The sequence below is a fragment of the Kitasatospora sp. NPDC059973 genome (assembly GCF_042737525.1).
Classification (GTDB): domain Bacteria; phylum Actinomycetota; class Actinomycetes; order Streptomycetales; family Streptomycetaceae; genus Kitasatospora.
The window spans coordinates 1-24,575 of the sequence record NZ_JBHWUI010000098.1; the positions used below are offsets into that span (position 1 = coordinate 1).

Consider the following 24,575-nt stretch of genomic DNA (forward strand, 5'->3'; position numbering starts at 1 on the left):
CTCCGGGGCCGCCCTCGCCGTTTTCCCGTACCGGGCCACGGGCTCTACTTCCCGCCGATCTCCGGGCCGGGGCCGGCCGGGTCCGGGCCGACGTGCGGGTCGCTCTCCAGCGGCACCGGCTGACCGGTCGCGAGGTCCGTCACCGCCCGGCCCATCAGCGGCTGCTTCAGGTCGGCGGTGACCGTCTGCCGCTTGGCCAGCTCGGCGCAGGCCTGCCCGGCCGGCATCGGCGCCGCCACCGTGACGCGGACGTCCACCCGTCCGGGCTTGGACTCGTCCGCCTTCAGCGCGTACTTCTCGCAGATCCCGCCGTAGAACCAGACCGTCAGCTTGCTCCCGTCCACCCGGTAGGTGATCGCGGGGTGGGCCGGCCGGCCGTTCGGGTCGGGCTCGCCGACCGCGATGCCCTCCCGCGGGGGAGTGGGCACCGGGGTGGGCGTCTGGCCCGGGCCGGTGCCCGGCGCGGGGCCGGTCGGCCGGGGGTCGGGGGTGCTCGCCGTCGGATCGGTCGGCGGGGTCGCCGCCGGCGGCGAGTCCGGGGCCGACGGCGCGGTGGTGGCGGTCGTCGGGGCGGGGGAGCCGGGCGAGGGCGTCGCGCTCGCCGACGGCGAGGCCGAACCGGTGGCCGAATCCGCGGCCGCCTTGCCGTCACCGTCCCCGCAGCCGGCCAGCGCGGCCGCCGCCAGCAGCAGACCCGCCAGGGCCGCCGCCCGCCGTCGGCCCGGCCGGGCGGGCCGTGCTCCACCGGTACGCCGGGGCATCGTCTCCAGGTCCATCTGACATCCTCCCGAGGGTTTCGGCGGCGCCGCCTCCACGGCCGCACCGCGCGGATGTGACGTGCCTCGGACGAATCCGGTTCCCGCCCGCCCCCCGGGGAGGATCACATGCCGTACTCGGCCATCCCCGCGACCAGGCGCTGGGCCCCGGAGGAGACGCTGAATCCGACTGGGGCGGGAGCGCTGGGCTCCGGGCCGGTCGCCAGCAGCGGCCAGAAGCGGCGCAGCTGCCGGGAGGAGTCCACCAGCGCGTCCAGCGTCTCGCCGTCGGCGTCGCCCTTGAGGGCGGGCGGAACACGCAGCGGGTGGTGATTTGGCATCATCGGGCATCGCTCCGATCCACGGTGCCGCGGCCGCACTGCCACGGCTCGGTCAGGGCCGGACCGGCCCCTGCCAGCGACCCTAGGCCGCCCGTCCGGCCCCCACCAGAGCTACCCGGGGGTAGTACACGTTCGACGGCGGCCGGTGCCAGGAGGGGCGCTCTTGCTGCCGCCCGCCCCCCGCCCGGTACCGTGGGTGGGTTCCGCCCCCTGCTTTCCCGTGGCCCATGCCGCCCTCCTGAGGAGACCTCCCGTGCGTATCGCCGTCGCCGGTTCGATCGCGACCGACCACCTGATGACGTTCCCCGGTCGGTTCTCCGACCAGCTCGTGGCCGAGCAGCTGCACACCGTGTCGCTGTCCTTCCTGGTCGACACCCTCGACATCCGTCGCGGCGGTGTCGCGCCGAACATCGCGTTCGGCATGGGTGTCCTCGGGCTGAGCCCGATCCTGGTCGGCGCCGCCGGCGCGGACTTCGGGGAGTACCGCAGCTGGCTGGAGCGCAACAACGTGGACTGCCGCTCGGTCCACATCTCCGAGACCCGCCACACGGCCCGCTTCATGTGCACCACGGACGAGGACCACAACCAGATCGCCTCGTTCTACACCGGTGCCATGGCCGAGGCCCGCAACATCGAGTTCAAGCCGATCGCCGACCGGGTCGGCGGGCTGGACCTCGTGCTGATCGGTGCCGACGACCCGCAGGCCATGGTCCGCCACACCCAGGAGTGCCGGACCCGCGGCTACGCCTTCGCCGCCGACCCGTCGCAGCAGCTGGCCCGCCTGGACGGCGAGGACATCCGCGAGATCGTCGACGGCGCCGCGTACCTGTTCACCAACGAGTACGAGGCCGCGCTGATCGAGACCAAGACCGGCTGGGACGCCGAGGAGATCCTGACCCGGGTGGGCACCCGGATCACCACCCTCGGCAGCAAGGGCGTGCGGATCGACCGCAAGGGCGAGGCCCCGGTGGTCGTCGGCTGCGCGCCCGAGGAGGCCAAGGTCGACCCGACCGGCGTCGGCGACGCCTTCCGGGCCGGCTTCCTGGCCGGTCTCTCCTGGGAGCTGGACCTGGAGCGCTCCGCCCAGCTCGGCTGCATGCTCGCGACCCTGGTGATCGAGACCGTCGGCACCCAGGAGTACGAGCTGCGTCCGCTCGCCTTCCTGCAGCGCTTCGAGGCCGCGTACGGGGCCGAGGCCGCCGCCGAGGTCCGGGCGCACCTGGTCAAGTAGCCGAGCGGTCCGGCGTACCCGCTCAGGTGGTGCGCCGCACCAGGTAGGCCGAGCCCCGGTCGCCGCCGAAGTCGGCGGCCGGGGCCTCGCCCAGGTACTCCTGGCCGCGCATGCCGCACCAGGCCGGGACGTCCAGCCGGGCCGCCTCGTCGTCGGCCAGCACCGCGACCGTCCCGCCCGCCGGCACCTCGCCGATCCGCTTGGCGAGCTCGATCACCGGCAGCGGGCAGCGCTTGCCCAGCGCGTCGATCACCAGCGCGTCGGCCACCGGCGCGCCGCTCTCCGGCCCGGGGGCGCCCGCCGGCTCCCCGGCCGGCCCGGGCAGCGCCAGGTCCAGCCCGAGCGGGGCGCGGACCCGGGCCACCAGCTCCGGCAGCACCGCGAGGAACCGCTCGACGTCGGCCCCGGCCGCGCCGAACGGCAGCGAGACCCGGACGTTCCCCTCGGTGAGCACGCCCATCGCCGCCAGCACATGGCTCGGCGTCAGGGTGGAGGAGGTGCAGGACGAACCGGAGGAGACCGCGAAGCCGGCCCGGTCCAGCTCGGTCAGCAGCACCTCGCCGTCGACGTACAGGCAGGAGAAGGTGACGAGGTGCGGCAGCCGTCGCACCGGATCGCCGACCACCTCGACCTCGGGCACCGACCGCGGCACCCGGGCCCGGATCCGCTCGACCAGCGCGTGCAGCCGGGTGTTCTCCCGCTCGGCCTCGGCCCGCACCGCCCGGAGCGAGGCGGCCGCGGCCACGATCGCCGGGACGTTCACGAAGCCCGGCACCCGGCCGCCCTCGCGCTCGTCGGCCGGCAGCGGCGAGGCGTACCGGACCCCCTTGCGCACCGCCAGGACGCCGACCCCGGCCGGGCCGCCCCACTTGTGCGCACTGGCCGTCAGCAGCGACCAGCCGCCCGGGACGTCCACCCGCCCGACGCTCTGCGCGGCGTCCACCAGCAGCGGGACGTCACCGCAGACCTCGGCCACCTCGGCCACCGGCTGCACCGTGCCCACCTCGTGGTTGGCCGACTGGAGCACGGCCAGCGCGGTGTCCGGCCGCAGCGCCGCCGCGAACCCCTCCGGCGACACCCGCCCGTACCGGTCGACCGGTACCACGCCCACCTCGCCGCCGGCCCCCGGCCGGGAGTGCTCCCAGCGCTCGGCGGTGTGCAGCACGCTGGAGTGCTCCACCGCGGAGTGCACCAGGTGCGCGCCCCGGCGCCGGTGGCCCGCCAGCGCGCCGAGCATGCCCGTCTGGACGGCCTGGGTCCCACTGGTGGTGAAGGAGATCTCGTCGGCCCGGGCGCCGAGCACCTCGGCGACCGTCTCGCGGGCGGCGTCCAGCAGCATCCGGGCCTGCCGCCCGGAGCGGTAGAGCCGGGCCGGATCGGCCCACCCCTCGTCCAGCGCGGCGGTCAGCGCCTGCCGCGCGACGGGGTGGAGCGGGGCCGTGGACGCCACATCGAAGTACACGGTCACATTTAACGACACTCCCGGTCGCGTTCCGGCCGTCGGCCACGCTCACCGACCGTCAGACGATCAACCCGAATGTCCGATTCGTCCTCGTCCGACGGGCCGTCACCCACGTTGTTCGAGGTCATCCCCCGATCGGGCGTACGGACCTCTAATGCCTACGATGACCTGCGGCGCAGCCCTTGCGGGGCCTGATCGGGCGACCGGGCGGCGCGTTACCGGGACCTGCCCGTCAGCAGCGCATAAGGCTGGAGTAGGGTTTGGCCCGCATAAGCATTCAAACCGTGCCCGTGGACGGGTCGCCGGGGAGGCTCACAAACCTCCGCGGGGCGACGCGAAGGCGGGCGAGACTTCGGGAAGGCGCTACGTGAGTCCCAACGGCTCCGACCGCTCGCCGCGGCGCACGATGCGGCGGAAGCTGCCTCAGGCGCTGGCACTGGGCCTCGTCATCGCGACCGCCACCGGCTGCTCGGCCAACGACCTCCCCAGGCTTGGCCTCCCGAGCCCCGTCACCGAGGAAGGGCCGCTGGTCCTCCACATGTGGCAGGGGTCCTGGATCGCGGCGCTGGTGGTCGGCGTACTGATGTGGGGTCTGATCATCTGGAGCGTGATCTTCCACCGGCGCAGCCGCACCGGTGTGCAGGTCCCTCCGCAGACCCGGTACAACGTGCCCATCGAGGCGCTCTACACCGCGGTCCCCATCATCATCGTGTCGGTTCTCTTCTACTTCGTCGCCCGCGACGAGTCGAGGCTGATCTCCGTCTCCGAGAAGCCGCAGCACACGGTCAACGTGGTCGGCTTCCAGTGGAGCTGGGCGTTCAACTACGAGAACACCGAGAACCCCGACCCGGCCAACAAGGACGCCGCGTACGACGTGGGCACCCCCAAGGAGGTGCCGACCCTGTACCTGCCGGTCAACGAGTCGGTCCAGTTCCGGCTGACCTCTCGTGACGTCATCCACGACTTCTGGCCCGTCAACTTCATGATGAAGATGGACGTCGTCCCGGGCGTGGTGAACAAGTTCGAGGTCACCCCGACCGTCAAGGGCACGTACATGGGCAAGTGCGCCGAGCTCTGCGGCGTCGACCACTCGCGCATGCTCTTCAACGTGAAGGTCGTCGACCGCGCGGAGTACGACAAGCACCTGGCGGACCTCCGGGCCAAGGGCCAGACCGGCGCGGTGCCCTCCGGCATCACGACCATGGGAAGTGAAGAGAAGTGACCATCCTCAACGAGCCCGCCGCGGCCGGCGGGGGCGCCGGGGCCGTCACGGTCGGGGCGCAGCGGACCCGGAAGCCGGGTTCGACCATCATCAAGTGGCTGACCACCACTGACCACAAGACGATCGGCACGCTCTACCTGGGCACGTCGTTCGCCTTCTTCCTGATCGGTGGCATCCTCGCCCTGGTCATGCGCGCCGAGCTGGCTCGTCCCGGGACCCAGATCCTGTCGAACGAGCAGTTCAACCAGGCGTTCACGATGCACGGCACGATCATGCTGCTGATGTTCGCGACGCCGCTCTTCGCCGGCTTCGCGAACTGGATCATGCCGCTCCAGATCGGCGCCCCGGACGTGGCGTTCCCGCGTCTGAACATGTTCGCGTACTGGCTGTACCTGTTCGGCTCGACCATCGCGGTGGCCGGCTTCGTCACCCCGCAGGGTGCGGCCGACTTCGGCTGGTTCGCCTACTCCCCGCTGTCGGACGCCGTCCGCTCGCCGGGCATCGGCGCCGACATGTGGATCATGGGCCTGGCCTTCTCCGGCTTCGGCACCATCCTCGGCGCGGTCAACTTCATCACCACGATCATCTGCATGCGCGCGCCCGGCATGACGATGTTCCGGATGTCGATCTTCGTCTGGAACGTCCTGCTGACCGCCGTGCTGGTCCTGCTGGCCTTCCCGGTCCTGGCCGCCGCGCTGTTCGCCCTGGAGGCGGACCGCAAATTCGGGGCACACGTCTTCGACCCGGCCAACGGCGGGGCGCTGCTCTGGCAGCACCTCTTCTGGTTCTTCGGCCACCCCGAGGTGTACATCATCGCGCTGCCGTTCTTCGGCATCGTGTCGGAGATCATCCCGGTCTTCAGCCGCAAGCCGATGTTCGGCTACTCCGGCCTGATCGCGGCCACCATCGCGATCGCCGGTCTGTCCGTGACGGTGTGGGCCCACCACATGTACGTCACCGGCCAGGTGCTGCTGCCGTTCTTCTCCTTCATGACCTTCCTGATCGCGGTCCCGACCGGTGTGAAGTTCTTCAACTGGGTCGGCACCATGTGGAAGGGCTCGCTGAGCTTCGAGACCCCGATGCTCTGGACGGTCGGCTTCCTGGTCACCTTCCTCTTCGGTGGTCTGACGGGTGTCCTGCTCGCCTCCCCGCCGATCGACTTCCACGTCTCGGACTCGTACTTCGTCGTCGCCCACTTCCACTACGTGGTCTTCGGCACCGTCGTCTTCGCGATGTTCGCCGGCTTCCACTTCTGGTGGCCGAAGATGACCGGCAAGATGCTGGACGAGCGCCTCGGCAAGATGACCTTCTGGACGCTCTTCATCGGCTTCCACACCACCTTCCTGGTGCAGCACTGGCTCGGCGCGGAGGGCATGCCCCGCCGCTACGCCGACTACCTGGCCGCGGACGGCTTCACCACGCTGAACACCGTCTCGACCATCGGCTCGTTCCTGCTCGGCCTGTCGATCCTGCCGTTCCTGTACAACGTCTGGAAGACGGCCAAGTACGGCGAGAAGGTCGAGGTGGACGACCCGTGGGGCTACGGCCGCTCGCTGGAGTGGGCGACCTCCTGCCCGCCGCCGCGGCACAACTTCCTCACGCTGCCCCGGATCCGCTCCGAATCGCCGGCCTTCGACCTCCACTACCCGGAGATCGCCGCGCTGGACTACCTGGAGAACCACGGTGAGCCGGCCAAGCACCTCGCCGGTGTGACCCCGGCCAAGTACGACGTCCCGCAGCTGGGCAAGGGCAAGAAGGAAGGCGACGCCTGATGAAGGAACAGGGCAAGATCTTCCTGGGCCTCGCGGTCTTCACGCTCGCGATGGCGATCACCTACGGCGTCTGGACCAACCACTCCGACCTCGGGGTGGAGGCCGCCGGTACCACCGCGCTGTTCCTCGCCTTCGCCCTCTGCGCCTTCATCGGGTACTACCTCGCCTTCACCGCCCGCCGGGTGGACAGCGGCGCTGGTGACAACCCCGAGGCCGAGGTCGCGGACGACGCCGGCGAGCTGGGCTTCTTCGCCCCGCACAGCTGGCAGCCGCTCTCGCTGGCGATCGGTGGCGCGCTCGCGTTCATGGGCGTGATCTTCGGTTGGTGGCTGCTGTACTGGTCGATCCCGATCATCCTGATCGGCCTGTTCGGCTGGGTCTTCGAGTTCTACCGGGGCGAGAACCAGAACCAGTAGGTCTCCCTCGCACAGGGCCGGGCATTCCGCAAAGGATGCCCGGCCCTTTTGCGTCCCCGGAGTGACGGCCTCACCCCCCTGGGCGAACGGGGGGTCGCTCGGATGTCGCTCCGCCGCTTCACGTTCCTACGATCTGATCAATCGTGCGAACCCTCGGAGGCGGTCATGGCCGACAGGCGCGGAACCGCAGGTATCGGCAGCATCTCGCTGGCTCTCGTCGTACTGGCCCCACTGGCCGCCTGCTCGTCCGGTGAGGACGACGCCCCGGGCGCCGTCCACCGGGTCGACGCGGCCCCGCTGGTGCACCTCTCGGCGACCGGGACGGTGGATCCGTCCCAGCCGGTGACGGTGACGGCGGTACCCGGCAGCCGGCTCACCGACGTCACGGTGGTCGGTCCGGACGGCCGGGTGGTGGCCGGACAGCTCTCGGCGGACCAGCTCAGCTGGCAGACCACCGGGCGCCTCAAGGCGGCCACCGCCTACACCGTCAGGATCGCCGCCGACGACGGCAAGGGCGGTCGCGGCGAGACCACCGCCGGCTTCAGCACGGTGGCGGGCCAGCGCCTGCTCACCGCCAAGCTCGGCCCGGACTCCTCCGGCACCGGCCTCTACGGCGTCGGCCAGCCGCTCACCGTCCAGCTCTCGGAGGCGGTGAAGGACCCGCAGGCCCGCCAGGAGGTCGAGCGCGCCCTGGCCGTCACCTCGCAGCCCGCCGTCACCGGCGGCTGGTACTGGGTGGACGACAAGAACCTGCACTTCCGGCCGGAGGAGTACTGGCCGACCGGCACCACCGTCAGCCTGGTCTACGACGGCACCGGCAGCCGGATCGCGGACGGCCTCTACGGCGGCGACCGCGCCGCGCTGGCCCTGCGGATCGGCGAGCGGGTGGAGTCGGTGGTGGACGCCGCCACCCACGAACTCACCCTGACGCGTGGCGGCGAGGTGGTCCGGACGATACCCGTGACCACCGGCAAGCCCGGCTTCGACACCCGCAACGGCGTCAAGGTGGTGCTCGGACAGGAGCGCCAGGTGCGGATGAGCGGCGAGACGATCGGCATAGCCGCCGGCAGCTCGGAGGCCTACGACCTCAACGTCGAGTGGGCCACCCGGGTGACCTGGAGCGGCGAGTACGTGCACGCCGCGCCCTGGTCGGTGGGCTCGCAGGGGGTGGCGAACGTCAGCCACGGCTGTACCGGCATGAGCACCGAGAACGCGAAGTGGTTCTACCAGAACACCCGGATCGGCGACCTGGTCACGGTGGTCAACAGCCAGGGTCCGAGCATGGAGTCGTTCGGCAACGGCTTCGGGGACTGGAACATCGCCTGGACCGACTGGGTCAAGCACAGCGCCCTCGGACAGCCCGTCAGCACCACGCCGCCGGCCTCCCGGGCCCCCGCCACCGGGATGATCCGCCCGGAGCTCTGACGCCCCTCCCGGCCCCGGCCCGGGCCGCTCAGCCCTCCCGGCCGGGCTCCCGGCGGGCCAGCCGCAGCGCCGTCGCCACGGCCGCCAGGGCGTCCGCCTCCGGCACGCCGAGCCGCCGGACCCGCTCGGCGTACTCGGTGGCCGCGGCGGCGGCCAGCCGGTGCGCGGTGTCCCCGGTGGCGGCGATCAGGGTGCCGCGCCGGCCGTGCGTCTCCACCACCCCGTCGGTCTCCAGCTCGCGGTAGGCCCGCGCCACCGTCCCGGCCGCCAGCCCGAGCTGCTCGGCCAGGGCCCGGACGGTGGGCAGCCGCAGCCCGGTCGGCAGGTCACCGGTGCGGGCGCGCTCGGCGATCTGCTCCCGGATCTGCTCGTACGGGGGCGTGGCGGCGGCGGGGTCGACGGACAGCTCCACGGGGGCTCCTGACGGTGGGGCGGACGGGAAAGCCCGAGGGCCGCCGACCAGGAAGAACTCTGGTCGGCGGCCCTCGGGGGTGACGCGGGGGATGCGTACGGGATCAGTGGTGGCCGTGGCCGCTGGTGATCTCGTGGTGCTCCTCGGCGGTCGGCTTCGGGATCCGGCTGCCCTCGCCGTAGAAGCCGCGGGAGAGCTTCGCCCGGGTACGGGGGATCAGCCCGGCCTTGGCGGCCACGCCGTTCTCGTCCGTCTCGGCCGGCAGCTCGAACACGGGCGGCTGCTCGTGCGAGGTGAGCTTGTGCAGGTCGGCCTGCGGCAGCTGGGCGTGCACCTCGATGAACTCGCCGTGCGGCAGGCGCTTGATGACGCCCGTCTCGCGGCCGTGCAGCACCTTCTCCTTGTCCCGGCGCTGGAGGCCGAGGCACCAGCGCTTGGTGGCGATGAAGGTCAGCACCGGCACCACGAAGAAGCCCACGCGGACGAAGTACGTGATGTCGTTGATCGACAGGTGCAGGTGGGTGGCGAACAGGTCGTTGCCACCACCGACCAGCAGCACCAGGTACAGGCTGATCCAGGCGGCGCCCAGCGCGGTGCGGACCGGCGCGTTGCGCGGGCGGTCCAGGATGTGGTGCTCGCGCTTGTCGCCGGTGACCCAGGACTCGATGAACGGGTAGACCGCGATCGCGACCAGGACCAGCGGGAAGATCATCAGCGGGACGAAGACACCCAGGTTCAGGGTGTGGCCCCACAGGCCGATCTCCCAGCCCGGCATGACGCGGATCAGGCCCTCGGAGAAGCCCATGTACCAGTCCGGCTGGGCGTCCGTGGACACCTGGTCGGGGCGGTACGGGCCGTACGCCCAGATCGGGTTGATCGTGGCGATCGCCGAGACGGCGGCGATGAGACCGAAGACCAGGAAGAAGAAGCCACCGGCCTTGGCCATGTAGACCGGCATCAGCGGCATGCCGACGACGTTCTTCTCGGTCTTGCCCGGGCCCGCCCACTGGGTGTGCTTGTGGTAGAAGACCAGGATCAGGTGCGCGACCAGCAGGCCGAGCATGATGCCGGGGATCAGCAGCACGTGGATGGTGAAGAACCGCGGCACGATGTCGTGGCCGGGGAACTCGCCGCCGAAGAGGAACATCTGGATGTAGGTGCCCACCAGCGGGACGGCGAGGATCGCGCCTTCCATGAAGCGGATACCGGTGCCCGAGAGCAGGTCGTCGGGCAGCGAGTAGCCGAAGAAGCCGTCGAACATGCCCAGGACCAGCAGCAGGAAGCCGAAGACCCAGTTGATCTCACGCGGCTTGCGGAACGCGCCGGTGAAGAACACGCGCATCATGTGCACGAGCATCGCGGCCACGAAGACCAGCGCGGCCCAGTGGTGGATCTGGCGGACCAGCAGGCCGCCGCGGACCTCGAAGCTGATGTCCACCGTCGACGCGTACGCCTCGGACATCGGGATGCCCTTGAGCGGGATGTACGAGCCGTCGTAGATGACCTCGCCCATGCTGGGCTTGAAGAACAGCGTCAGGTACACGCCCGTCAGGATGATGATGACGAAGGTGTAGAGGCAGATCTCGCCCAGCATGAAGGACCAGTGGTCCGGGAAGATCTTCCGCAGGTTGGCCTTGGCGAGGGAGTAGATCCCCAGCCGGCCGTCCGTCCAGTCAGCAGCCTGCTCCCACTTGTTGGCGGGCTTGGCACGCGTGCTGCCGGCGGGCTTGGCGGCACCGGAGGTGGTGCTGCTCGCGCTACTCATCGAGCACGCTCCCAGTAGCTCGGGCCGACGGGCTCGTCGAAGTCGCCGGTGGCGACCAGGAAGCCCTTCTCGTCAGTGGTGATCTTCAGCTGCGGCAGCGGGTGGCCGGCCGGGCCGAAGATGACGCGCGCGCCGTCCGCCAGGTCGAAGGTCGACTGGTGGCAGGGGCAGAGCGCGTGGTGGGTCTGCTGCTCGTACAGGCTGATCGGGCAGCCGACGTGGGTGCAGATCTTGGAGTAGGCGAGGATGCCCTCGAAGCCCTTCTCCCGGGACTCGGTGTCCTTGATGTCCTCCGGTGCGATGCGCACCAGCATCAGGGCGTCCTTGGCGATCTGCTGCTGGAAGTCCTCGTCGTGCGTGCTGAGACCCTCCGGCATGGCGAAGGTCAGCGAGCCGACGATGACGTCCTCGGCCTTCATCGGCTGGTTGGTGTTCATGTTGATCAGCTGCAGCGGCTTCACATCGGTGGCCTCGCGCCAGCCGGTGTGCTCCAGCTTGTCCTCGGGCAGCGGGCCCAGGTCGCGCAGCAGCACGACGCCGGACAGCGGCACCAGGGCCATCGAACCGATGAGGGTGTTGCGGATCATCTTGCGGCGGCCGAAGCCGGACTCGGCGGCGCCGGTCCTGAACTGCTCGATGACGTCCGCGCGGACCTCGTCGTCGGCCTCGATCGGGTGACGCTCGGCCGGGATCTCGTGGTCCGACATCAGGGTGCGGGCCCAGTGGACCGCACCCGCGCCGATGCAGAACAGCGCGACGCCCAGGGTCATGCCCAGCGCGAAGTTCAGCGCGCTGACGTGGCCCAGCGGGAAGATGTAGACGATCTTGTCCGGGTCGATGGCCACGTAGGAGGCGATGAAGCCCACGGTGGCGAGCATCGAGACCACGAACATCAGCGAGACCTGGCGCTCGGCCCGCTGGGCGGCCCGCTCGTCGATGTCGGTGCGACGCGGTTGGTGGGCCGGCAGGCCCGGGTCGGCGAACGGATCGCCGTGGGCGGCCACCTCGTGGTGTCCGGCGGAGCCGTGTGACTCCGGGAGCTTCTCTTCTGACATGTCGTGGCTCATGACTTCTTGGCCTTGGTGGTGTGGGCGGCGACCCAGATCGCGACCGCGATGAGCGTGCCGAGACCGAAGATCCAGCCGAACAGGCCCTCGGTCACCGGACCGAGGCTGCCGAGCGTGAGACCGCCGGGGTTCGGCTCATCGTTGGTGGTGTGGCGGACGAAGGCCACGATCTGCTTCTTCTGCTCCTCGGGCATGGTGGTGTCCGGGAACGACGGCATGTTCTGCGGGCCGGTCTGCATGGCCTCGTAGATGTGCTTGGCGTCCACTCCCTCCAGCGACGGGGCGTACTTGCCCTGGGTCAGGGCACCGCCCTGGCCGGCGAAGTTGTGGCACTGGGCGCAGTTGGTGCGGAACAGCTCGCCACCCTTGGAGAGGTCCTCGGGGTTGGTCGAGGTGTACTGCTCCTCGGTCGGGATGACCGGGCCGGGGCCGAGCGAAGCCACGAAGGCGGCGAGCTGGTCGATCTCCGCCTGCGAGTAGATGTTCTTCTTGCTCGGCACCTGGGCGCCGGGCTGCTGGGCCGGCATGCGGCCGGTGCCGACCTGGAAGTCGACCGCGGCTGAGCCGACGCCGACCAGGCTCGGACCGTCGCTGCTGCCCTGGCCGTTCAGGCCGTGGCAGGAGGAGCAGCCCACGGCGAAGAGCTTCTTGCCCTCATCGATCGCGAGCGACTGCGCGGCGACGTCGGCCTGCGCCTTGTCGGCGGGCGCGAACGCGGCGTACAGCCCCCCGGTTGCCGCCAGGGCGAGAAGTAGGACGACCAGCGCCGCCAATGGGTGGCGCCGTCGTGCGGAGAGCTTTTTCACGGAATAACCCCGGTGTCAGGATCTGGTCGACTGGTGGGTGCACCCGGCGGCCGGTCTGGCCGGCACGAGGCTGCCTGTCTAGGGCTGCGCGCGCGGTCGGTCGGTTGGGAGCGTAGGCACCGGCAAATCGGGCCGTCGCCGGTGAGGGCGGGACCCGGAGCCGGTGGCCAGCGACCTGATCAGCTGGTTACTTGATCAGGTAGATGGTCGCGAACAGGCCGATCCACACGACGTCGACGAAGTGCCAGTAGTACGACACCACGATGGCGGCGGTGGCCTGCTCGTGCGTGAAGCGCTTGGCTGCGTACGTCCGTCCGAGGACCAGCAGGAAGGCGATCAGACCACCCGTCACGTGCATACCGTGGAAGCCGGTGGTCAGGTAGAACACCGTGCCGTACGGGTCGGAGGACAGCGAGAGGCCGTCCTTCTTGACCAGCTCGGTGTACTCGAAGATCTGGCCGCCGATGAAGATCGCGCCCATCACGAAGGTGATGACGAACCACGAGCGGAGCTTCTTCACGTCCCCGCGCTCGGCCGCGAACACGCCGAGCTGGCAGGTGAGAGAGGAGAGCACCAGGATCGTGGTGTTGACCGAGGAGAAGGGCACGTTGAGGGCGTGCGCCTTCTCGCTCCAGAACTCGGCTCCCTTGACGGAGCGGAGCGTGAAGTACATCGCGAAGAGGGCCGCGAAGAACATCAACTCGGAACTGAGCCAGACGATCGTTCCGACGCTGACCATGTTCGGCCGGTTGACCGATCCGTGCGCGTGCCCGGTTTCTACTGCTGTTGCTGTCGCCACGACGGACATTATGTCGGTCCCTTATTCCGTCTTCACGCCGGGGGGTGTCCCTCGGAGTGTCCGGTGCGTGCGGTATGCCCCGGTGGGGCCCGCCGGGACGCCCGGATGGCGGCTGAGCAGGGGCGTGTCCCTTTTCTGACGGTTCTTCGAAGGCATCTTCGACCCTGATGCCCAGCGTGTCGCTCCACTCGTTCGGGGTCCGCCGGGAGTAAGGGAAAGGCCCTCGGGTCGGCCGTACGGGTGGACCGCGACTGCGGGGGTGACGGCCTGTCCTCCGGGCGGGTGAGTCGTGGGCGCGGCGGCTTGAGATGGATCGCGCGGGAGTGGCTCGGCGGGCGGTGATCGGGAGTAGCATCCGGGTTGAGACGAACGTGGTCCGGATCACACTTGAGGGAGCAGGGCCCATGGCGTACACCACCGACGAGACGCTGACCGTTCTCGTCTACAGCCACGACCGCAACACCCGCGAGCAGGTGCTGACGGCCCTCGGCCGCCGGCCCGCGGAGGATCTGCCGGAGCTGACCTACCTGGAGTGCGCGACGACCCCCGCGGTGCTGAAGGCGCTGGAGAAGGGGGGCGTGGACCTCTGCGTGCTGGACGGCGAGGCGGTCCCGGCCGGCGGCCTCGGGCTCGCCCGGCAGTTGAAGGACGAGATCTACGGCTGCCCGCCGGTGCTGGTGGTGATCGGCCGGCCGCAGGACTCCTGGCTGGCCGCCTGGAGCCGGGCCGACGCGGCCATCTCCCACCCGGTGGACCCGGTGGCGCTGGCCGAGGCGGCCGCCACGCTGCTCCGGGCCCGGCTGGCGAAGCGGGCGCCGGCCGCCCGGTAGGACCGCGTCTCAGTGGGAGAGAAGTGAAGGCGACGGCGGGGCGGAGGCGTCCCGCCGCTCGATAGGCTGGCTCCATCCTTACGGGGAACCCCTCGGGGAACCGACAAGAGCTGGAGTCAGCCATGGTGAACGTGAACCCTGCGAACGGCGGCAAGGACCCCGTGCAGGTGGTCCGCACCTGGCCGGACATCCTGTCGGCGCTGCTGCGGGGCGAGGACCTCGACCGGGCGGACACCGCCTGGGCGATGGACCGGATCATGAGCGGCGAGGCCTCCGCGGTGCAGATGGCCGGCTTCATGGTCGCCCTGCGGGCCAAGGGCGAGACGGTGGACGAGATCGTCGGCCTGGTGGACTCGATGTACGCGCACGCCGAACCGCTCTCCATCCCCGGCCCGGCGGTCGACATCGTGGGCACCGGCGGCGACCGGGCGAAGACCGTCAACATCTCGACCATGTCGGCGATCGTCGCCGCGGCGGCCGGTGCCAAGGTGGTCAAGCACGGCAACCGGGCGGCCTCCTCGGCGAGCGGCTCCTCGGACGTGCTGGAGAAGCTCGGCGTCAACCTGGACCTCTCGGCCCGGCGGGTCGCCGAGGTGGCCGAGGAGGTCGGACTGACCTTCTGCTTCGCGGCCAGGTTCCACCCCGCGATGCGGCACACCGCCCCGGCCCGCAGCGGGCTCGGGGTGCCGACCGCCTTCAACACCCTCGGCCCGCTGACCAACCCGGCCAAGGTCACCGCGCACGCGATCGGCTGCTTCGACACCCGGCTGGCCTCGCTGATCGCCGGGGTGCTGGCCCGCCGGGGGTCCACCGCGCTGGTCTTCCGCGGCGACGACGGCCTGGACGAGCTGACCGTCACCACCACCTCCCGGGTCTGGATCGTGCGCGACGGCGAGGTCACCGAGACCTCCTTCGACCCGCGCGACGTCGGCGTCCGGCTGGTGGACATCGAGGCGCTGCGCGGCGGGGACCCGGCGTTCAACGCGGACGTCGCGCGCCGGCTGCTGGCCGGGGAGCGCGGGGCGGTGCGGGACGCCGTCCTGATGAACACGGCGACGGCGCTGGTGGCGCTGGACCTCACCGACGCGCCGCTCGCCGAGCAGCTGGCGGCCGGGATGGAGCGGGCCGCGGCGGCCATCGACTCGGGCGCCGCGCAGGATCTGCTGCGGCGCTGGTCGGAGGCCACCACCCGGGTGTGAAGCGGCGGTCGGGCCCGCGGGGGGATGCCTCCCCGCGGGCCCTTCGCGCGTCCGGCGGGGCCGTCGCCGGGCCCCGGCGGTGGACCGCTGTCCGGATGGCGGACCCCTGTTTGACCACTCGGCGGACGCGACCTAGAGTCTTCGCCAGGTCATGAGTGACAGCGTCAAGCCCCAGCTGGCTGTCCGGCAACCCTCCGTCCGTGGCGGGGTGCCCTGGGTGAGGACCGGGTCTCGCGGCGAACCGTCCGCGTGACAAGCGCGGACGCCGGCTGACACGCACCTCCGGGGTCCTTACCCGTCGAAGGAGTGCACCCCCATGTCCGTCGCCACCGAGATCTGCGCCCCGCTCCCCGTCCTCGGCCACGACGTCGAGGTCCCGCTGGTCAACGGTGACAAGGTCACCTACGCCGCGCTCGACTACGCCGCCAGCTCCCCGGCGCTGCAGCGGGTCTGGGACGACGTCGCCGCCTACGCCCCCTACTACGGCAGCGTGCACCGGGGCGCCGGCTACCTCTCCCAGCTCTCCACCGACCTCTTCGAGCAGAGCCGCCGGACCGTCGCGGACTTCCTCGACCTGCGCGAGGGCGACCAGGTGGTCTTCACCCGGGCCACCACCGACTCGCTGAACCTGCTGGCGGGCGCCGTCCCGGCCGGCACCCGGGTCTTCGCCTTCGAGACCGAGCACCACGCCTCGCTGCTGCCCTGGCGCCACGCCGGGCTGAGCGTCACCTACCTGCGCGCCCCGCGCTCGCACGCCGAGGCCGTCGCCGCGCTGGACGCCGCGCTGGCCGAGGCCCCCGAGGGCCCCAAGCTGCTCTGCGTCACCGGCGCCTCGAACGTCACCGGCGAGCTCTGGCCGGTCGCCGAGCTCACCGAGACCGCCCACCGGCACGGCGCCCGGGTGGTGCTGGACGCCGCGCAGCTCGCCCCGCACCACCGGGTCTCGGTGCGCGAGCTGGGCGTGGACTGGATCGCCTTCTCGGGCCACAAGATCTACGCGCCGTTCGGCGCCGGGGTGCTGGCCGGCCGGGCCGACTGGCTGGACGCGGCCGAGCCGTACCTGGCCGGCGGCGGCGCCACCCGCACGGTCGCCCGGGAGGCCGACGGCTCGGTGGCCGTGCAGTGGCACACCGGCCCGGCCCGGCACGAGGCCGGCTCGCCGAACGTGATCGGCGTCTACTCCATCGCCTCGGCCTGCCGGGCCCTGACCGAGGCCGGCTTCGACGCGCTGGAGGCCCGCGAGCAGCAGCTGATCGCCCGGCTGAAGGCCGGGCTGGCGGAGGTCCCGCAGGTGCGGGTGCTGAACCTGTTCGGCGCGGACTCGGCCCGGGTGGGCGTGCTCTCCTTCGTCGTCCAGGGCTGGAACAGCTCGCACTTCTCGGCCGCGCTCTCCGCCGAGTACGGCATCGGGGTGCGCGACGGCCTGTTCTGCGCGCACCCGCTGGTGCGCACCCTGCTCGGCGACGAGGACGTGGCGCCGTCCGAGTGCGGTGCGCCGGAGGCGTCGCTGCCGGGGGAGCGCAGCCTGAACGCGATCCGGGTCAGCTTCGGCGCGGGTACCCCGGACGAGCACATCGACCGGTTCCTGACCGCCGTCCGCGAGCTGGTCACGGACGGCGCGGCCTGGAACTACCGCAACGAGGGCGGCCGCTGCGTCGCGGACACCCGGCGCGAGGGCTGAACGGGGGAGGCTACTCGCCCAGGCCGAGCGCGAAGGCGGTCTCCAGGTCGTGCTGGGAGTAGGTGCGGAAGGCGATCTGGGTCTCGGTGTGGGCCACGCCCGGGACCTTGTTCAGCCGGCCGGGGATCACCTCGGCCAGGTCGTCGTGCCGGCGCACCCGCACCATCGCCACCAGGTCGTAGCCGCCGGTGACCGAGTAGACCTCGCTGACGCCCTCGATGGCCGCGATCGCCTCGGCGATCTCCGGGATGCGGTCGACGCTGGTCTTGATCAGGACGATGGCGGTGATCACTGTTCGGGCTCCTTTGTGAGGTGCCGCCAGGGTATCGGGCGTCAGCGGGGCCGTCGCGAGGGGCGGGTGGCCAGCGTGCAGGCGTACAGGAACCCCGCCGAGAAGCCGATCACGTGGACCAGGTAGGCGACGCCCGGCCCCGCCGAGTGCACCGACCACCACTGGAGCGCGAACCAGAGGCCGAGCACCAGCCAGGCCGGGAACCGCAGGGGCAGGAAGAGCAGCAGCGGGACGAGGGTGGTCACCCGGGCCCGCGGGTGCAGGCGCAGGTAGGCGCCGAGCACGCCGGCGATCGCCCCCGAGGCGCCGATCAGGACCCGGGTGGAGTCCGCCGAGTGCGCCTCGGCCAGCGCGAAGCCGTAGGTGGCCAGCGAGCCGGCCGCCAGGTAGAAGAGGGCGAACCGGGCCCGGCCGAAGCGGGCCTCCACGGTGGGGCCGAAGACCTGGAGGAAGAGCAGGTTGCCCAGCAGGTGCAGCCAGCCGGCGTGGACGAAGAGCCCGCTGAGGACGGACATCGCCGGGTGCTTGCCGGGGGTCGGGGCGGCCGGGCAGCCCGGCACCGGGTCGGGGGCCTCGGCCACCTGTTCGGCGCTCAGCGGCCGTCCGGCCAGCAGTTCGGCCGGGACGGCGCCCCAGCGCTGCTCGTACCGCTGCTCCGCGCAGACCCGGTCCTGCCCGCGGCCGTACAGCGGGTTGAGCCCGGCCGCCGGGCCGAGCAGGAAGACCAGCACGTTCAGCGCGATCAGCGCGTAGCTGACGGCCGGGACGGGCGCGGCCGGGGGGCCGTCCCGCGCGCCGGTGTGGTCGAGGACCGGGATCGCCATGCGACCAAGCATCCCTCCGTCGGGCCCGGGCGACACCGCGCTGTACGGCAGGTGGACCACCCCCGCGATCGCCGTGACCGGTGGCCGGGGTGGTTGCCCCAGGCAATAGGCTTGGGGCGGGCAATCCCGCCTCCCGCCGCCGATGCCGGGGCTCCGGGGGGAGCGCCTGAGCCCACCCAGGGACCACCCGAGAGGACCCCCGATGACCGTCCCCGCCCTGACCGCAGAGACGCGTTGGCGCTGCACCCTGTGCGGCAACCTGACCCGCTTCGACGTCACCCGCACCGCCCGGGTGACCGAGTTCCTGCACTTCGACCTGGCCGGCGAGTCCAAGGTGGAGGAGACCGAGGTGCACAGCGAGACCATCGAGTCGGTGCGCTGCCGCTGGTGCAACGCGGTGGACCAGGTCGAACTGGTGGCCCGTCCGGGCGCCGAGGCCGCCGAGCAGGCTTGATGCCCGCCCCGCGCGGTGGACGGTGCGCGGCACGGCCGTCCGCCGCGCGGGACAATACAGACAGAGCGCACGGAGCGTGACGACCAGGGGTACGGCCGACGGCCGTACCCCGCTGGCGAGGATCGGAGCCGAGGACGTGGTGGACGCAGCGCAGGAGCCCGCCGGGCCGCAGGGGCGGCAGCCCGCTGTGGACGCGCAGGCACCGGACGCGGTCGAGGCCGCCGCGCCCGGCACCGGCGCCCCCGCCGAGGAGGTCGACGGCGAGGAGGCCGGCGGCTCCGGCGGTGAGGAGCCGGCGGCAGCCCGCGCGGCCGAGAAGCTCGACCGGCCGCTGCCCGAGGGGGTGCGCCGGCGTGTGGTGGGCCTCGCCGCCGACGCGCTCGGCGGGCTGCCGGTCGCGGAGCTGCCGCAGACGCTGCGCCCGTACGCCAAGTTCACCCCGGCGCGCCGGGCCAAGTACGCCGCCACCGCGCTCGCCGCGGCGCTGGAGTCCGAGCCGGCGTTCCGGGTGCGGATAGCGGAGCGGCTGCGGCTCGGGCAGCCGGACCTGGTCCGGGCGCTGGAGTCGGGCAGCGTGCCGGGCGCCGCCGATCCGATGGACGTGGCGGCCGCCGCCTACCTGGTCCGGTCGGCGGGCTGGAGCCGCCTGGTCGTCGAGGCCGGCGAGGAGGCGGAGCGGGCCGGCGCCGAGGGCGCGGCGGCCGAGGCGGCCCGGCTGGCCGAGAAGCTGCAGGCGGAGCTGGCCGAGGTGCGCGCCGCCGCCCGGGCGGACCTGGACCGGCAGCGGGCCGAGTCGGAGGACGTCCGCAAGGAGGTGGAGTCGCTGCGCAAGAAGGTGCGTTCGCTGGAGAGCGACACCCGGCGGGCCCAGGCCGAGACGCGCCGGGTCACCGGGGAGCTGGAGGCCCTGAAGGCGCAGACGGGCGTCGAGCGCGGCGCCGCCGAGAGCGAGGCGCGGCGGCTGCGGCACCGGATCTCCGAGCTGGAGAACGCCGCCGAGCAGGGCCGCCGTTCGGCCCGCGAGGGGCGCAGCGTCGAGGACATGCGGCTGCGGCTGCTGCTGGACACCGTGCTGCAGTCGGCGCAGGGGCTCCAGCGGGAGCTGGCCCTGCCGGTCTCCCAGATCCGCCCGGCCGACCTGGTCGAGGCGGTGGTGCCGGGTTCGGCCTCGCCGAACGACGTGGCGCGGCGCGGGCTGGCCGAGGACGACCCGGCGCTGCTGGACCAGCTGCTGGCGATCCCGCAGGTCCACCTGGTGGTGGACGGCTACAACGTGACCAAGACCGGCTACCCCGCGCTCCCGCTGGAGCAGCAGCGGATCCGGCTGCTGGGCGGGCTGGCGATGCTGGCCCAGCGCACGCAGGCGGAGGTGACCTGCGTGTTCGACGGCCAGGACCTCGACGTGCCGGTGATCCTGGCGCCGCCGCGCGGGGTCCGGGTGCGGTTCAGCCGGACCGGGGAGACCGCCGACGAACTGATCCGCCGCCTGGTGCGGGCCGAGCCGCAGGGCCGGCCGGTGGTGGTGGTCTCCACCGACCGGGAGGTCGCGGAGGGCGTGCGGAAGGCGGGCGCGCGCCCTGTAGCCTCGGTGCTGCTGCTGAACCGACTGGCCCGGCCCTGAGCTCGGCCGGGGCCGGCCGGCAGGAGATGACGCCTGGTCAGCGCCCGGTTTGCGGGGATGTGTGGATCCCGTGAAGTCATGGCGGGGGGCGGGAGTTCACGCCATCGGGGGAGTGGCGCAAAGCGTGGATCTTCACTAGGGTCTGGCGTCAAACCTATTTTCCGGATTCTCACTCGTTCGGGTGAGTCCGTTGGAAGAAGGAGCCGGTCACTTGGCCACCCACCGCCGTCCCAAGCAGTCGAGCCGTGCACGGGTCACCGTGCTGACCGCTGCCGCTGCGACCGCGGTCGCCCTCTCGGCCCAGGTCAGCGCCCACGCCGCGCCCAGCCCGTCCCCCAAGAAGGAGGACGTGAAGGCGCAGGTCGACCAGCTGCAGGAGGAGGCCGAGCAGGCCACCGAGAAGTTCAACGGTGCCAAGGAGCGGGCGGACCAGCTGCGCAAGCAGGCGGACCAGCTCCAGGACCAGGTGGCTCGCGGCCAGGACCAGATGACCCAGCTTCAGGGCGGGCTGGCCGAGGTGGCGGCCGAGCAGTACCGGACCGGCGGCATCGACCCGTCCGTCCAGCTGATGCTCGCCTCCGACCCGTCCGGCTACCTGGACAAGGCCGCCAGCGTCCAGCAGGCCAGCTCCAGCCAGACCGAGGCGCTCAAGGGCCTGCAGGACCAGCAGCGCCGGCTGGACCAGCAGAAGGCCGAGGCGGCCGCCGTCCTCGCCTCGCTGGACAGCACGACCAAGGACCTGAACCAGTCCAAGGCCGAGGTCAACAAGAAGCTCAAGGAAGCCCAGGACCTGCTGAACTCGCTCAGCGCCGCCGACCGGGCCGCGCTGAAGGCCGCCCAGCAGCAGGCCGACCGGGCCTCGCGCGGCAGCGAGCGCACCGACCTGAGCAGCCTGCCGCAGGGCAGCGGCTTCGCCGGGCAGGCCGTCGCCAACGCGATGAGCAAGCAGGGTTCGCCGTACGTCTGGAGCGCGGTCGGCCCGAACTCCTTCGACTGCTCCGGTCTGATGGTCTGGTCGTACGCGAAGGCCGGCGTCTCGCTGCCGCGCACCTCGCAGGCGCAGGCCAACTACGGCTCGAAGGTGGCCTCGCTGGCCGACGCCCAGCCGGGCGACCTCATCATCTACCGCCCGGACCGCAGCCACGTCGGGATGTACATCGGCAACGGGATGGTGGTCCACGCGCCGCACACCGGTGACGTGGTGAAGGTGATGAAGGCCGACGCGATGCCGATCAACGCGATCCGCCGGGTCTGACGGACCGACATGCCCACGGGCCGGGATCCGGCCCTGTGATCCGCGCCACCCCCGGAACCGGGGGTGGCGTCGGTGTCTGCGGCCGCATCATGACAAACGATCAGCTCCATGTGGGCGCGTGATCACACCCGGTCATATTCACAAATGAACTTGGATATTCTTCCGGCATTTTTCTGACAAGGATTTGAACGGATCACGGTTCTGTTACTAGGGTCATGCCTCGAACCACCGCACAGTCGATCACCCAGCAGGGGTGGCGGCGGAGGTTTACCGCCGAGTTCGTGAAGCAGCGGGGCAGAGCATCTGCCCGACGGGGAGTCCAGTAGTCGGGGGCGCTGTGGAACGGAGCCGGGGAACCATGTTCCTCCGGGGTGAATCGGCGCCAGGTCGACCGTCGTGCGGTCGGTGAGGCGTCGTAGGGCACGCTTCCGGCCCGAACCCGTCAGCTCACCCGGTAGGCGGACGTAGGAAGAAGGAGTCCGCCTTCGTGGCGTCCCATCGTCGTCCCAAGCCCGCCGGCCGTGCCCGGGTCTCGATTCTGACCGGTGTCGCCGCCGCGGCGGTCGCGCTCTCCGCGCAGTCCGGCGCCCACGCCGACCCGACGCCGACCAAGGATCAGGTCAAGGAGCAGATCGACCAGCTCAACGAGCAGGCCGAGCAGGCCACCGAGAAGCTCAACGGCGCCCAGGCCAAGCAGCAGGAGCTGCAGAAGCAGGTCGGTGAGCTGCAGGACAAGGTGGCCCGTCAGCAGGCCGCGGTGACCGAGGCCCAGGGCGGTCTCGCCGAGATCGCCGGCGAGCAGTACCGCAACGGCGGCATATCGCCGACCGTGCAGCTGATGCTCTCGTCCAGCCCGGACAGCTTCCTCAGCCAGGCCGGTGCCATCAACCAGGCCGGCAGCACGCAGTCCGGTGCGCTGAAGGACCTCCAGGAGCAGCAGCGCAGGCTCGACCAGGACCGCAACGAGGCCCAGGGCAAGCTCGGCGAGCTCGAAGCCACCACCCAGCAGCTGAAGGCCTCCAAGGAGGAGGTCCAGGGCAAGCTGGCCAAGGCCCAGGACCTGTACAACTCGCTGTCCGAGCAGGAGCGCCAGGCGATGCGCGCGGCCGAGGAGAAGGCCGCCGCCGAGGCGAAGGCCAAGGCGGACGCCGCCAAGGCCGAGGCCAAGGCCAAGGCGGACGCCGACCGCGCCTCCCGCGACAACACCCGCGACCAGCTGCCCGCCCCGTCCTCGCCGGCCGCCAAGCCCGCCGCCGCCGCGCCGTCCGCGCCCGCCGCAAACGGCTCGCGCGCCGCCGCCGCGATCGCCGCCGCGGAGAGCAAGCTGGGCGCCCCGTACGTCTACGGCGCGGCCGGTCCGAGCTCCTTCGACTGCTCCGGCCTGACCAGCTGGGCCTACGCCCAGGCAGACGTGTCGCTGCCGCGCACCTCGCAGTCCCAGGCCACCGCCGGTACCAACGTGGGCACCAACATCGCCAACGCCCAGCCCGGCGACCTGATCATCTACCGTGCGGACCGCAGCCACGTCGCGCTCTACGTCGGTGGCGGCCAGGTCATCCACGCGCCGAAGCCCGGCGCGAACGTCCGGTACGAGACCGCCAGCATGCTGCCGATCTCGGCCATCGTGCGCGTCTGATCCGACGTCTGCTCCCGCAGGCCCGGTCTCCCCTCGCGGGAGGCCGGGCCTGCGGCTTTCGTGCCGGGCCGTGCTGATGTCCGATTGCGGGTCAAATATTCGGGTTGGGAGGGGTTTGGACTCGCTCGCCCGGACTCGCTAACGTCTGCCACCGGACTCCCGCTCGACAGCCGCCCGCACCGGTGCGGCGGCGGGGCCGGGTCGCAGGATCGGAGTTACCGTCGTATGGCCGTGCACCGCCGTTCCCCCCTGCCGGGCGCGTTCGCCCGTGCGCTGGTGCTGACCGCCGCGGCCACCACCGCGCTGGGGGTGGCCACGGGGGGTGCCGCCCAGGCCGCCCCGGGCACGCCGGACGGGCCGTCGAACCGCAAGGACGTCAAGGCGCAGGTGGAACAGCTGTACGACGAGGCCGAGCAGGCCTCGGAGAAGTACAACGCCGCACTGGACGTCCAGCAGCGCCTCCAGCACGAGACCGGCACGCTCCAGCAGCAGGTCGCCGTCGCCCAGGGCGAGCTCAACGAGCTCCGCGGCGACCTCGCCACCGTGGCCGGCGCCGAGTACCGGGGCGGCGGGATGGCGCAGACCGTCCAGCTGATGCTCTCCACCGACCCGGAGGGCTACCTCTCCAGGGCCCGCAGCCTGGACCAGGCCGCCGAGCGGCAGAACGAGACGCTGCACGAGGTGGTGGCCCGTCAGCGCCGGCTCGACCAGCGCCGGACGGAGGCCTCGATGAAGCTCTCCGAGCTGGAGGAGACCCGCCGGGCCCTGGCCGAGAGCAAGCAGCAGATCCAGCAGCGGCTGGCCAAGGCGCAGCGGCTGCTCAACAGCCTGGGGGCGGGCGAGCGGGCCCGGATGGTGGCCCAGGACGCCCGCGAGGCCGAGCAGCGGGCCACCCGCGGCACCGACCGCCTCGACCTGGGCACGGCCCCGCCCGCCTCCGAACGCGGCGCGGCCGCGCTGGCCGCCGCCGTGCGGATGATCGGTTCGCCCTATGTGTACGGATCCGCCGGGCCCCGCGCGTTCGACTGTTCCGGTCTGATGTACTGGAGCTGGCGGCAGGCCGGAGTGACCCTGCCGCGCACCTCGCAGGCCCAGGCGTACGCCGGCCAGCGGGTCAGCATCTCCGACGCGCGACCGGGAGACCTGGTGATCTTCTACCGGGACAGGCACCACGTCGGCATGTACGCCGGCGGCGGGGTGATCGTGCACGCCCCCTACCCGGGCGCCAAGGTCCGCTACGAGAGCGTCAACGCGATGCCCGTCGCGGAGGTGATCCGGCTCTGAGCCGGCCCGTCCCGACCCCTCCCGCC

The 24,575-nt window shown here is 71.8% G+C and carries 23 protein-coding genes and 2 riboswitches; of the genes, 13 read left to right on the forward strand and 10 right to left on the reverse strand.

Translation table 11 applies throughout. The features are described from left to right. Positions 1–44: 44 nt before the first annotated feature. Positions 45–776: a hypothetical protein gene (locus ACFWA9_RS24795; RefSeq protein WP_380389845.1), complete on the reverse strand. Its 732-nt coding sequence runs from the start codon at positions 774–776 to the stop codon at positions 45–47. A 104-nt stretch (positions 777–880) separates the two neighbouring features. Continuing rightward, positions 881–1,099 carry a hypothetical protein gene (locus ACFWA9_RS24800; protein WP_329487320.1) on the reverse strand — a complete coding sequence of 73 codons (219 nt, stop codon included), beginning with the start codon at positions 1,097–1,099 and terminating at the stop codon, positions 881–883. Between the two features lie 250 nt (positions 1,100–1,349). Here ACFWA9_RS24800 and ACFWA9_RS24805 point away from each other — a divergent pair, with 250 nt between their 5' ends. Next, positions 1,350–2,327, forward strand: a complete 978-nt coding sequence (locus tag ACFWA9_RS24805; RefSeq protein ID WP_352287038.1) for a carbohydrate kinase family protein — start codon at positions 1,350–1,352, stop codon at positions 2,325–2,327. Positions 2,328–2,349: 22 nt separating this feature from the next. Here ACFWA9_RS24805 and ACFWA9_RS24810 read toward each other — a convergent pair whose 3' ends face one another. Beyond that, complete coding sequence (locus ACFWA9_RS24810) at positions 2,350–3,789, reverse strand: cysteine desulfurase/sulfurtransferase TusA family protein (RefSeq protein ID WP_380389847.1); 1,440 nt, start codon at positions 3,787–3,789, stop codon at positions 2,350–2,352. A 367-nt stretch (positions 3,790–4,156) separates the two neighbouring features. Here ACFWA9_RS24810 and coxB point away from each other — a divergent pair, with 367 nt between their 5' ends. The 4 genes from coxB to ACFWA9_RS24830 all read left to right on the forward strand — a co-directional run bounded on the left by coxB (position 4,157) and on the right by ACFWA9_RS24830 (position 8,624). Further along, on the forward strand, positions 4,157–5,011 hold the full coding sequence (gene coxB, locus ACFWA9_RS24815; protein WP_329487317.1) for a cytochrome c oxidase subunit II: 855 nt from the start codon (positions 4,157–4,159) through the stop codon (positions 5,009–5,011). Continuing rightward, complete coding sequence (ctaD, locus tag ACFWA9_RS24820; RefSeq protein ID WP_380389849.1) at positions 5,008–6,783, forward strand: cytochrome c oxidase subunit I; 1,776 nt, start codon at positions 5,008–5,010, stop codon at positions 6,781–6,783. The genes coxB and ctaD overlap by 4 nt, the downstream gene beginning before the upstream one ends. After that, on the forward strand, positions 6,783–7,199 hold the full coding sequence (locus tag ACFWA9_RS24825) for a cytochrome c oxidase subunit 4 (protein ID WP_329487316.1): 417 nt from the start codon (positions 6,783–6,785) through the stop codon (positions 7,197–7,199). Before ctaD ends, ACFWA9_RS24825 begins: the two co-directional genes overlap by 1 nt. A 165-nt stretch (positions 7,200–7,364) precedes the next feature. Continuing rightward, entirely contained in the window at positions 7,365–8,624 is a 1,260-nt protein-coding gene (locus ACFWA9_RS24830) for an Ig-like domain-containing protein (protein ID WP_380389851.1), read from the forward strand. 28 nt (positions 8,625–8,652) lie between these two features. Here the strand turns inward: ACFWA9_RS24830 and ACFWA9_RS24835 are convergent, their stop codons facing one another. The 5 genes from ACFWA9_RS24835 to ACFWA9_RS24855 form a co-directional block, all read right to left on the reverse strand. Next, on the reverse strand, positions 8,653–9,036 hold the full coding sequence (locus ACFWA9_RS24835; protein ID WP_380389853.1) for a GntR family transcriptional regulator: 384 nt from the start codon (positions 9,034–9,036) through the stop codon (positions 8,653–8,655). Between the two features lie 103 nt (positions 9,037–9,139). Continuing rightward, positions 9,140–10,801 carry a ubiquinol-cytochrome c reductase cytochrome b subunit gene (locus ACFWA9_RS24840; RefSeq protein WP_329487313.1) on the reverse strand — a complete coding sequence of 554 codons (1,662 nt, stop codon included), beginning with the start codon at positions 10,799–10,801 and terminating at the stop codon, positions 9,140–9,142. Next, positions 10,798–11,868 carry a Rieske 2Fe-2S domain-containing protein gene (locus ACFWA9_RS24845; RefSeq protein ID WP_380389855.1) on the reverse strand — a complete coding sequence of 357 codons (1,071 nt, stop codon included), beginning with the start codon at positions 11,866–11,868 and terminating at the stop codon, positions 10,798–10,800. Before ACFWA9_RS24845 ends, ACFWA9_RS24840 begins: the two co-directional genes overlap by 4 nt. After that, positions 11,865–12,674 (reverse strand): c-type cytochrome, encoded by an 810-nt coding sequence (locus tag ACFWA9_RS24850; protein WP_329487311.1) that lies wholly within the window; start codon positions 12,672–12,674, stop codon positions 11,865–11,867. The genes ACFWA9_RS24845 and ACFWA9_RS24850 overlap by 4 nt, the downstream gene beginning before the upstream one ends. 187 nt (positions 12,675–12,861) lie before the next feature. Then, positions 12,862–13,482, reverse strand: a complete 621-nt coding sequence (locus tag ACFWA9_RS24855; protein WP_073923280.1) for a heme-copper oxidase subunit III — start codon at positions 13,480–13,482, stop codon at positions 12,862–12,864. Between the two features lie 395 nt (positions 13,483–13,877). Here ACFWA9_RS24855 and ACFWA9_RS24860 point away from each other — a divergent pair, with 395 nt between their 5' ends. From ACFWA9_RS24860 to ACFWA9_RS24870, 3 genes are all read left to right on the forward strand, one after another. After that, entirely contained in the window at positions 13,878–14,303 is a 426-nt protein-coding gene (locus ACFWA9_RS24860; protein WP_329487310.1) for a hypothetical protein, read from the forward strand. Positions 14,304–14,425: 122 nt separating this feature from the next. Continuing rightward, positions 14,426–15,502, forward strand: coding sequence for an anthranilate phosphoribosyltransferase (trpD, locus tag ACFWA9_RS24865; RefSeq protein ID WP_380389858.1), 1,077 nt, complete (start codon positions 14,426–14,428; stop codon positions 15,500–15,502). 147 nt (positions 15,503–15,649) lie between these two features. Next, positions 15,650–15,767, forward strand: a riboswitch (SAM riboswitch). A 51-nt stretch (positions 15,768–15,818) separates the two neighbouring features. After that, positions 15,819–17,183, forward strand: coding sequence for an aminotransferase class V-fold PLP-dependent enzyme (locus tag ACFWA9_RS24870; protein WP_359802640.1), 1,365 nt, complete (start codon positions 15,819–15,821; stop codon positions 17,181–17,183). 10 nt (positions 17,184–17,193) lie between these two features. On the opposite strand, the gene ACFWA9_RS24875 is transcribed toward ACFWA9_RS24870, so the two are convergent. Together ACFWA9_RS24875 and ACFWA9_RS24880 are read right to left on the reverse strand one after the other, a co-directional pair. Then, positions 17,194–17,475, reverse strand: a complete 282-nt coding sequence (locus ACFWA9_RS24875; protein ID WP_329487307.1) for an Lrp/AsnC ligand binding domain-containing protein — start codon at positions 17,473–17,475, stop codon at positions 17,194–17,196. Between the two features lie 41 nt (positions 17,476–17,516). Further along, positions 17,517–18,299, reverse strand: a complete 783-nt coding sequence (locus ACFWA9_RS24880; protein WP_352287053.1) for a rhomboid family intramembrane serine protease — start codon at positions 18,297–18,299, stop codon at positions 17,517–17,519. Between the two features lie 202 nt (positions 18,300–18,501). On the opposite strand from ACFWA9_RS24880, the gene ACFWA9_RS24885 reads away from it, so the two are divergent. The 5 genes from ACFWA9_RS24885 (at position 18,502) to ACFWA9_RS24905 (ending at position 24,549) form a co-directional block, all read left to right on the forward strand. Continuing rightward, positions 18,502–18,753: a hypothetical protein gene (locus ACFWA9_RS24885; protein WP_329487305.1), complete on the forward strand. Its 252-nt coding sequence runs from the start codon at positions 18,502–18,504 to the stop codon at positions 18,751–18,753. A 76-nt stretch (positions 18,754–18,829) separates the two neighbouring features. Continuing rightward, positions 18,830–20,374: an NYN domain-containing protein gene (locus tag ACFWA9_RS24890; RefSeq protein ID WP_380389861.1), complete on the forward strand. Its 1,545-nt coding sequence runs from the start codon at positions 18,830–18,832 to the stop codon at positions 20,372–20,374. 211 nt (positions 20,375–20,585) lie between these two features. Further along, positions 20,586–21,629: an NlpC/P60 family protein gene (locus tag ACFWA9_RS24895; RefSeq protein WP_329487301.1), complete on the forward strand. Its 1,044-nt coding sequence runs from the start codon at positions 20,586–20,588 to the stop codon at positions 21,627–21,629. Between the two features lie 323 nt (positions 21,630–21,952). Next, positions 21,953–22,106, forward strand: a riboswitch (cyclic di-AMP (ydaO/yuaA leader). Positions 22,107–22,116: 10 nt separating this feature from the next. Further along, positions 22,117–23,265 carry an NlpC/P60 family protein gene (locus ACFWA9_RS24900; RefSeq protein ID WP_352287058.1) on the forward strand — a complete coding sequence of 383 codons (1,149 nt, stop codon included), beginning with the start codon at positions 22,117–22,119 and terminating at the stop codon, positions 23,263–23,265. Between the two features lie 225 nt (positions 23,266–23,490). Beyond that, positions 23,491–24,549 (forward strand): NlpC/P60 family protein, encoded by a 1,059-nt coding sequence (locus ACFWA9_RS24905; RefSeq protein ID WP_380389864.1) that lies wholly within the window; start codon positions 23,491–23,493, stop codon positions 24,547–24,549. Positions 24,550–24,575: the final 26 nt, after the last annotated feature.

Coding starts and splice junctions, on each gene's coding strand:
- ACFWA9_RS24840 (WP_329487313.1), bottom strand. CDS start 10,801: ATGAGTAGCGCGAGCAGCACCACCTCCGGTGCCGCCAAGCCCGCCGGC.
- ACFWA9_RS24825 (WP_329487316.1), top strand. CDS start 6,783: ATGAAGGAACAGGGCAAGATCTTCCTGGGCCTCGCGGTCTTCACGCTC.
- ACFWA9_RS24880 (WP_352287053.1), bottom strand. CDS start 18,299: ATGGCGATCCCGGTCCTCGACCACACCGGCGCGCGGGACGGCCCCCCG.
- ACFWA9_RS24860 (WP_329487310.1), top strand. CDS start 13,878: ATGGCGTACACCACCGACGAGACGCTGACCGTTCTCGTCTACAGCCAC.
- ACFWA9_RS24870 (WP_359802640.1), top strand. CDS start 15,819: ATGTCCGTCGCCACCGAGATCTGCGCCCCGCTCCCCGTCCTCGGCCAC.
- trpD (WP_380389858.1), top strand. CDS start 14,426: ATGGTGAACGTGAACCCTGCGAACGGCGGCAAGGACCCCGTGCAGGTG.
- ACFWA9_RS24800 (WP_329487320.1), bottom strand. CDS start 1,099: ATGATGCCAAATCACCACCCGCTGCGTGTTCCGCCCGCCCTCAAGGGC.
- ACFWA9_RS24845 (WP_380389855.1), bottom strand. CDS start 11,868: ATGAGCCACGACATGTCAGAAGAGAAGCTCCCGGAGTCACACGGCTCC.
- ACFWA9_RS24795 (WP_380389845.1), bottom strand. CDS start 776: ATGGACCTGGAGACGATGCCCCGGCGTACCGGTGGAGCACGGCCCGCC.
- ACFWA9_RS24830 (WP_380389851.1), top strand. CDS start 7,365: ATGGCCGACAGGCGCGGAACCGCAGGTATCGGCAGCATCTCGCTGGCT.
- ACFWA9_RS24855 (WP_073923280.1), bottom strand. CDS start 13,482: ATGTCCGTCGTGGCGACAGCAACAGCAGTAGAAACCGGGCACGCGCAC.
- ACFWA9_RS24885 (WP_329487305.1), top strand. CDS start 18,502: ATGACCGTCCCCGCCCTGACCGCAGAGACGCGTTGGCGCTGCACCCTG.
- ACFWA9_RS24905 (WP_380389864.1), top strand. CDS start 23,491: ATGGCCGTGCACCGCCGTTCCCCCCTGCCGGGCGCGTTCGCCCGTGCG.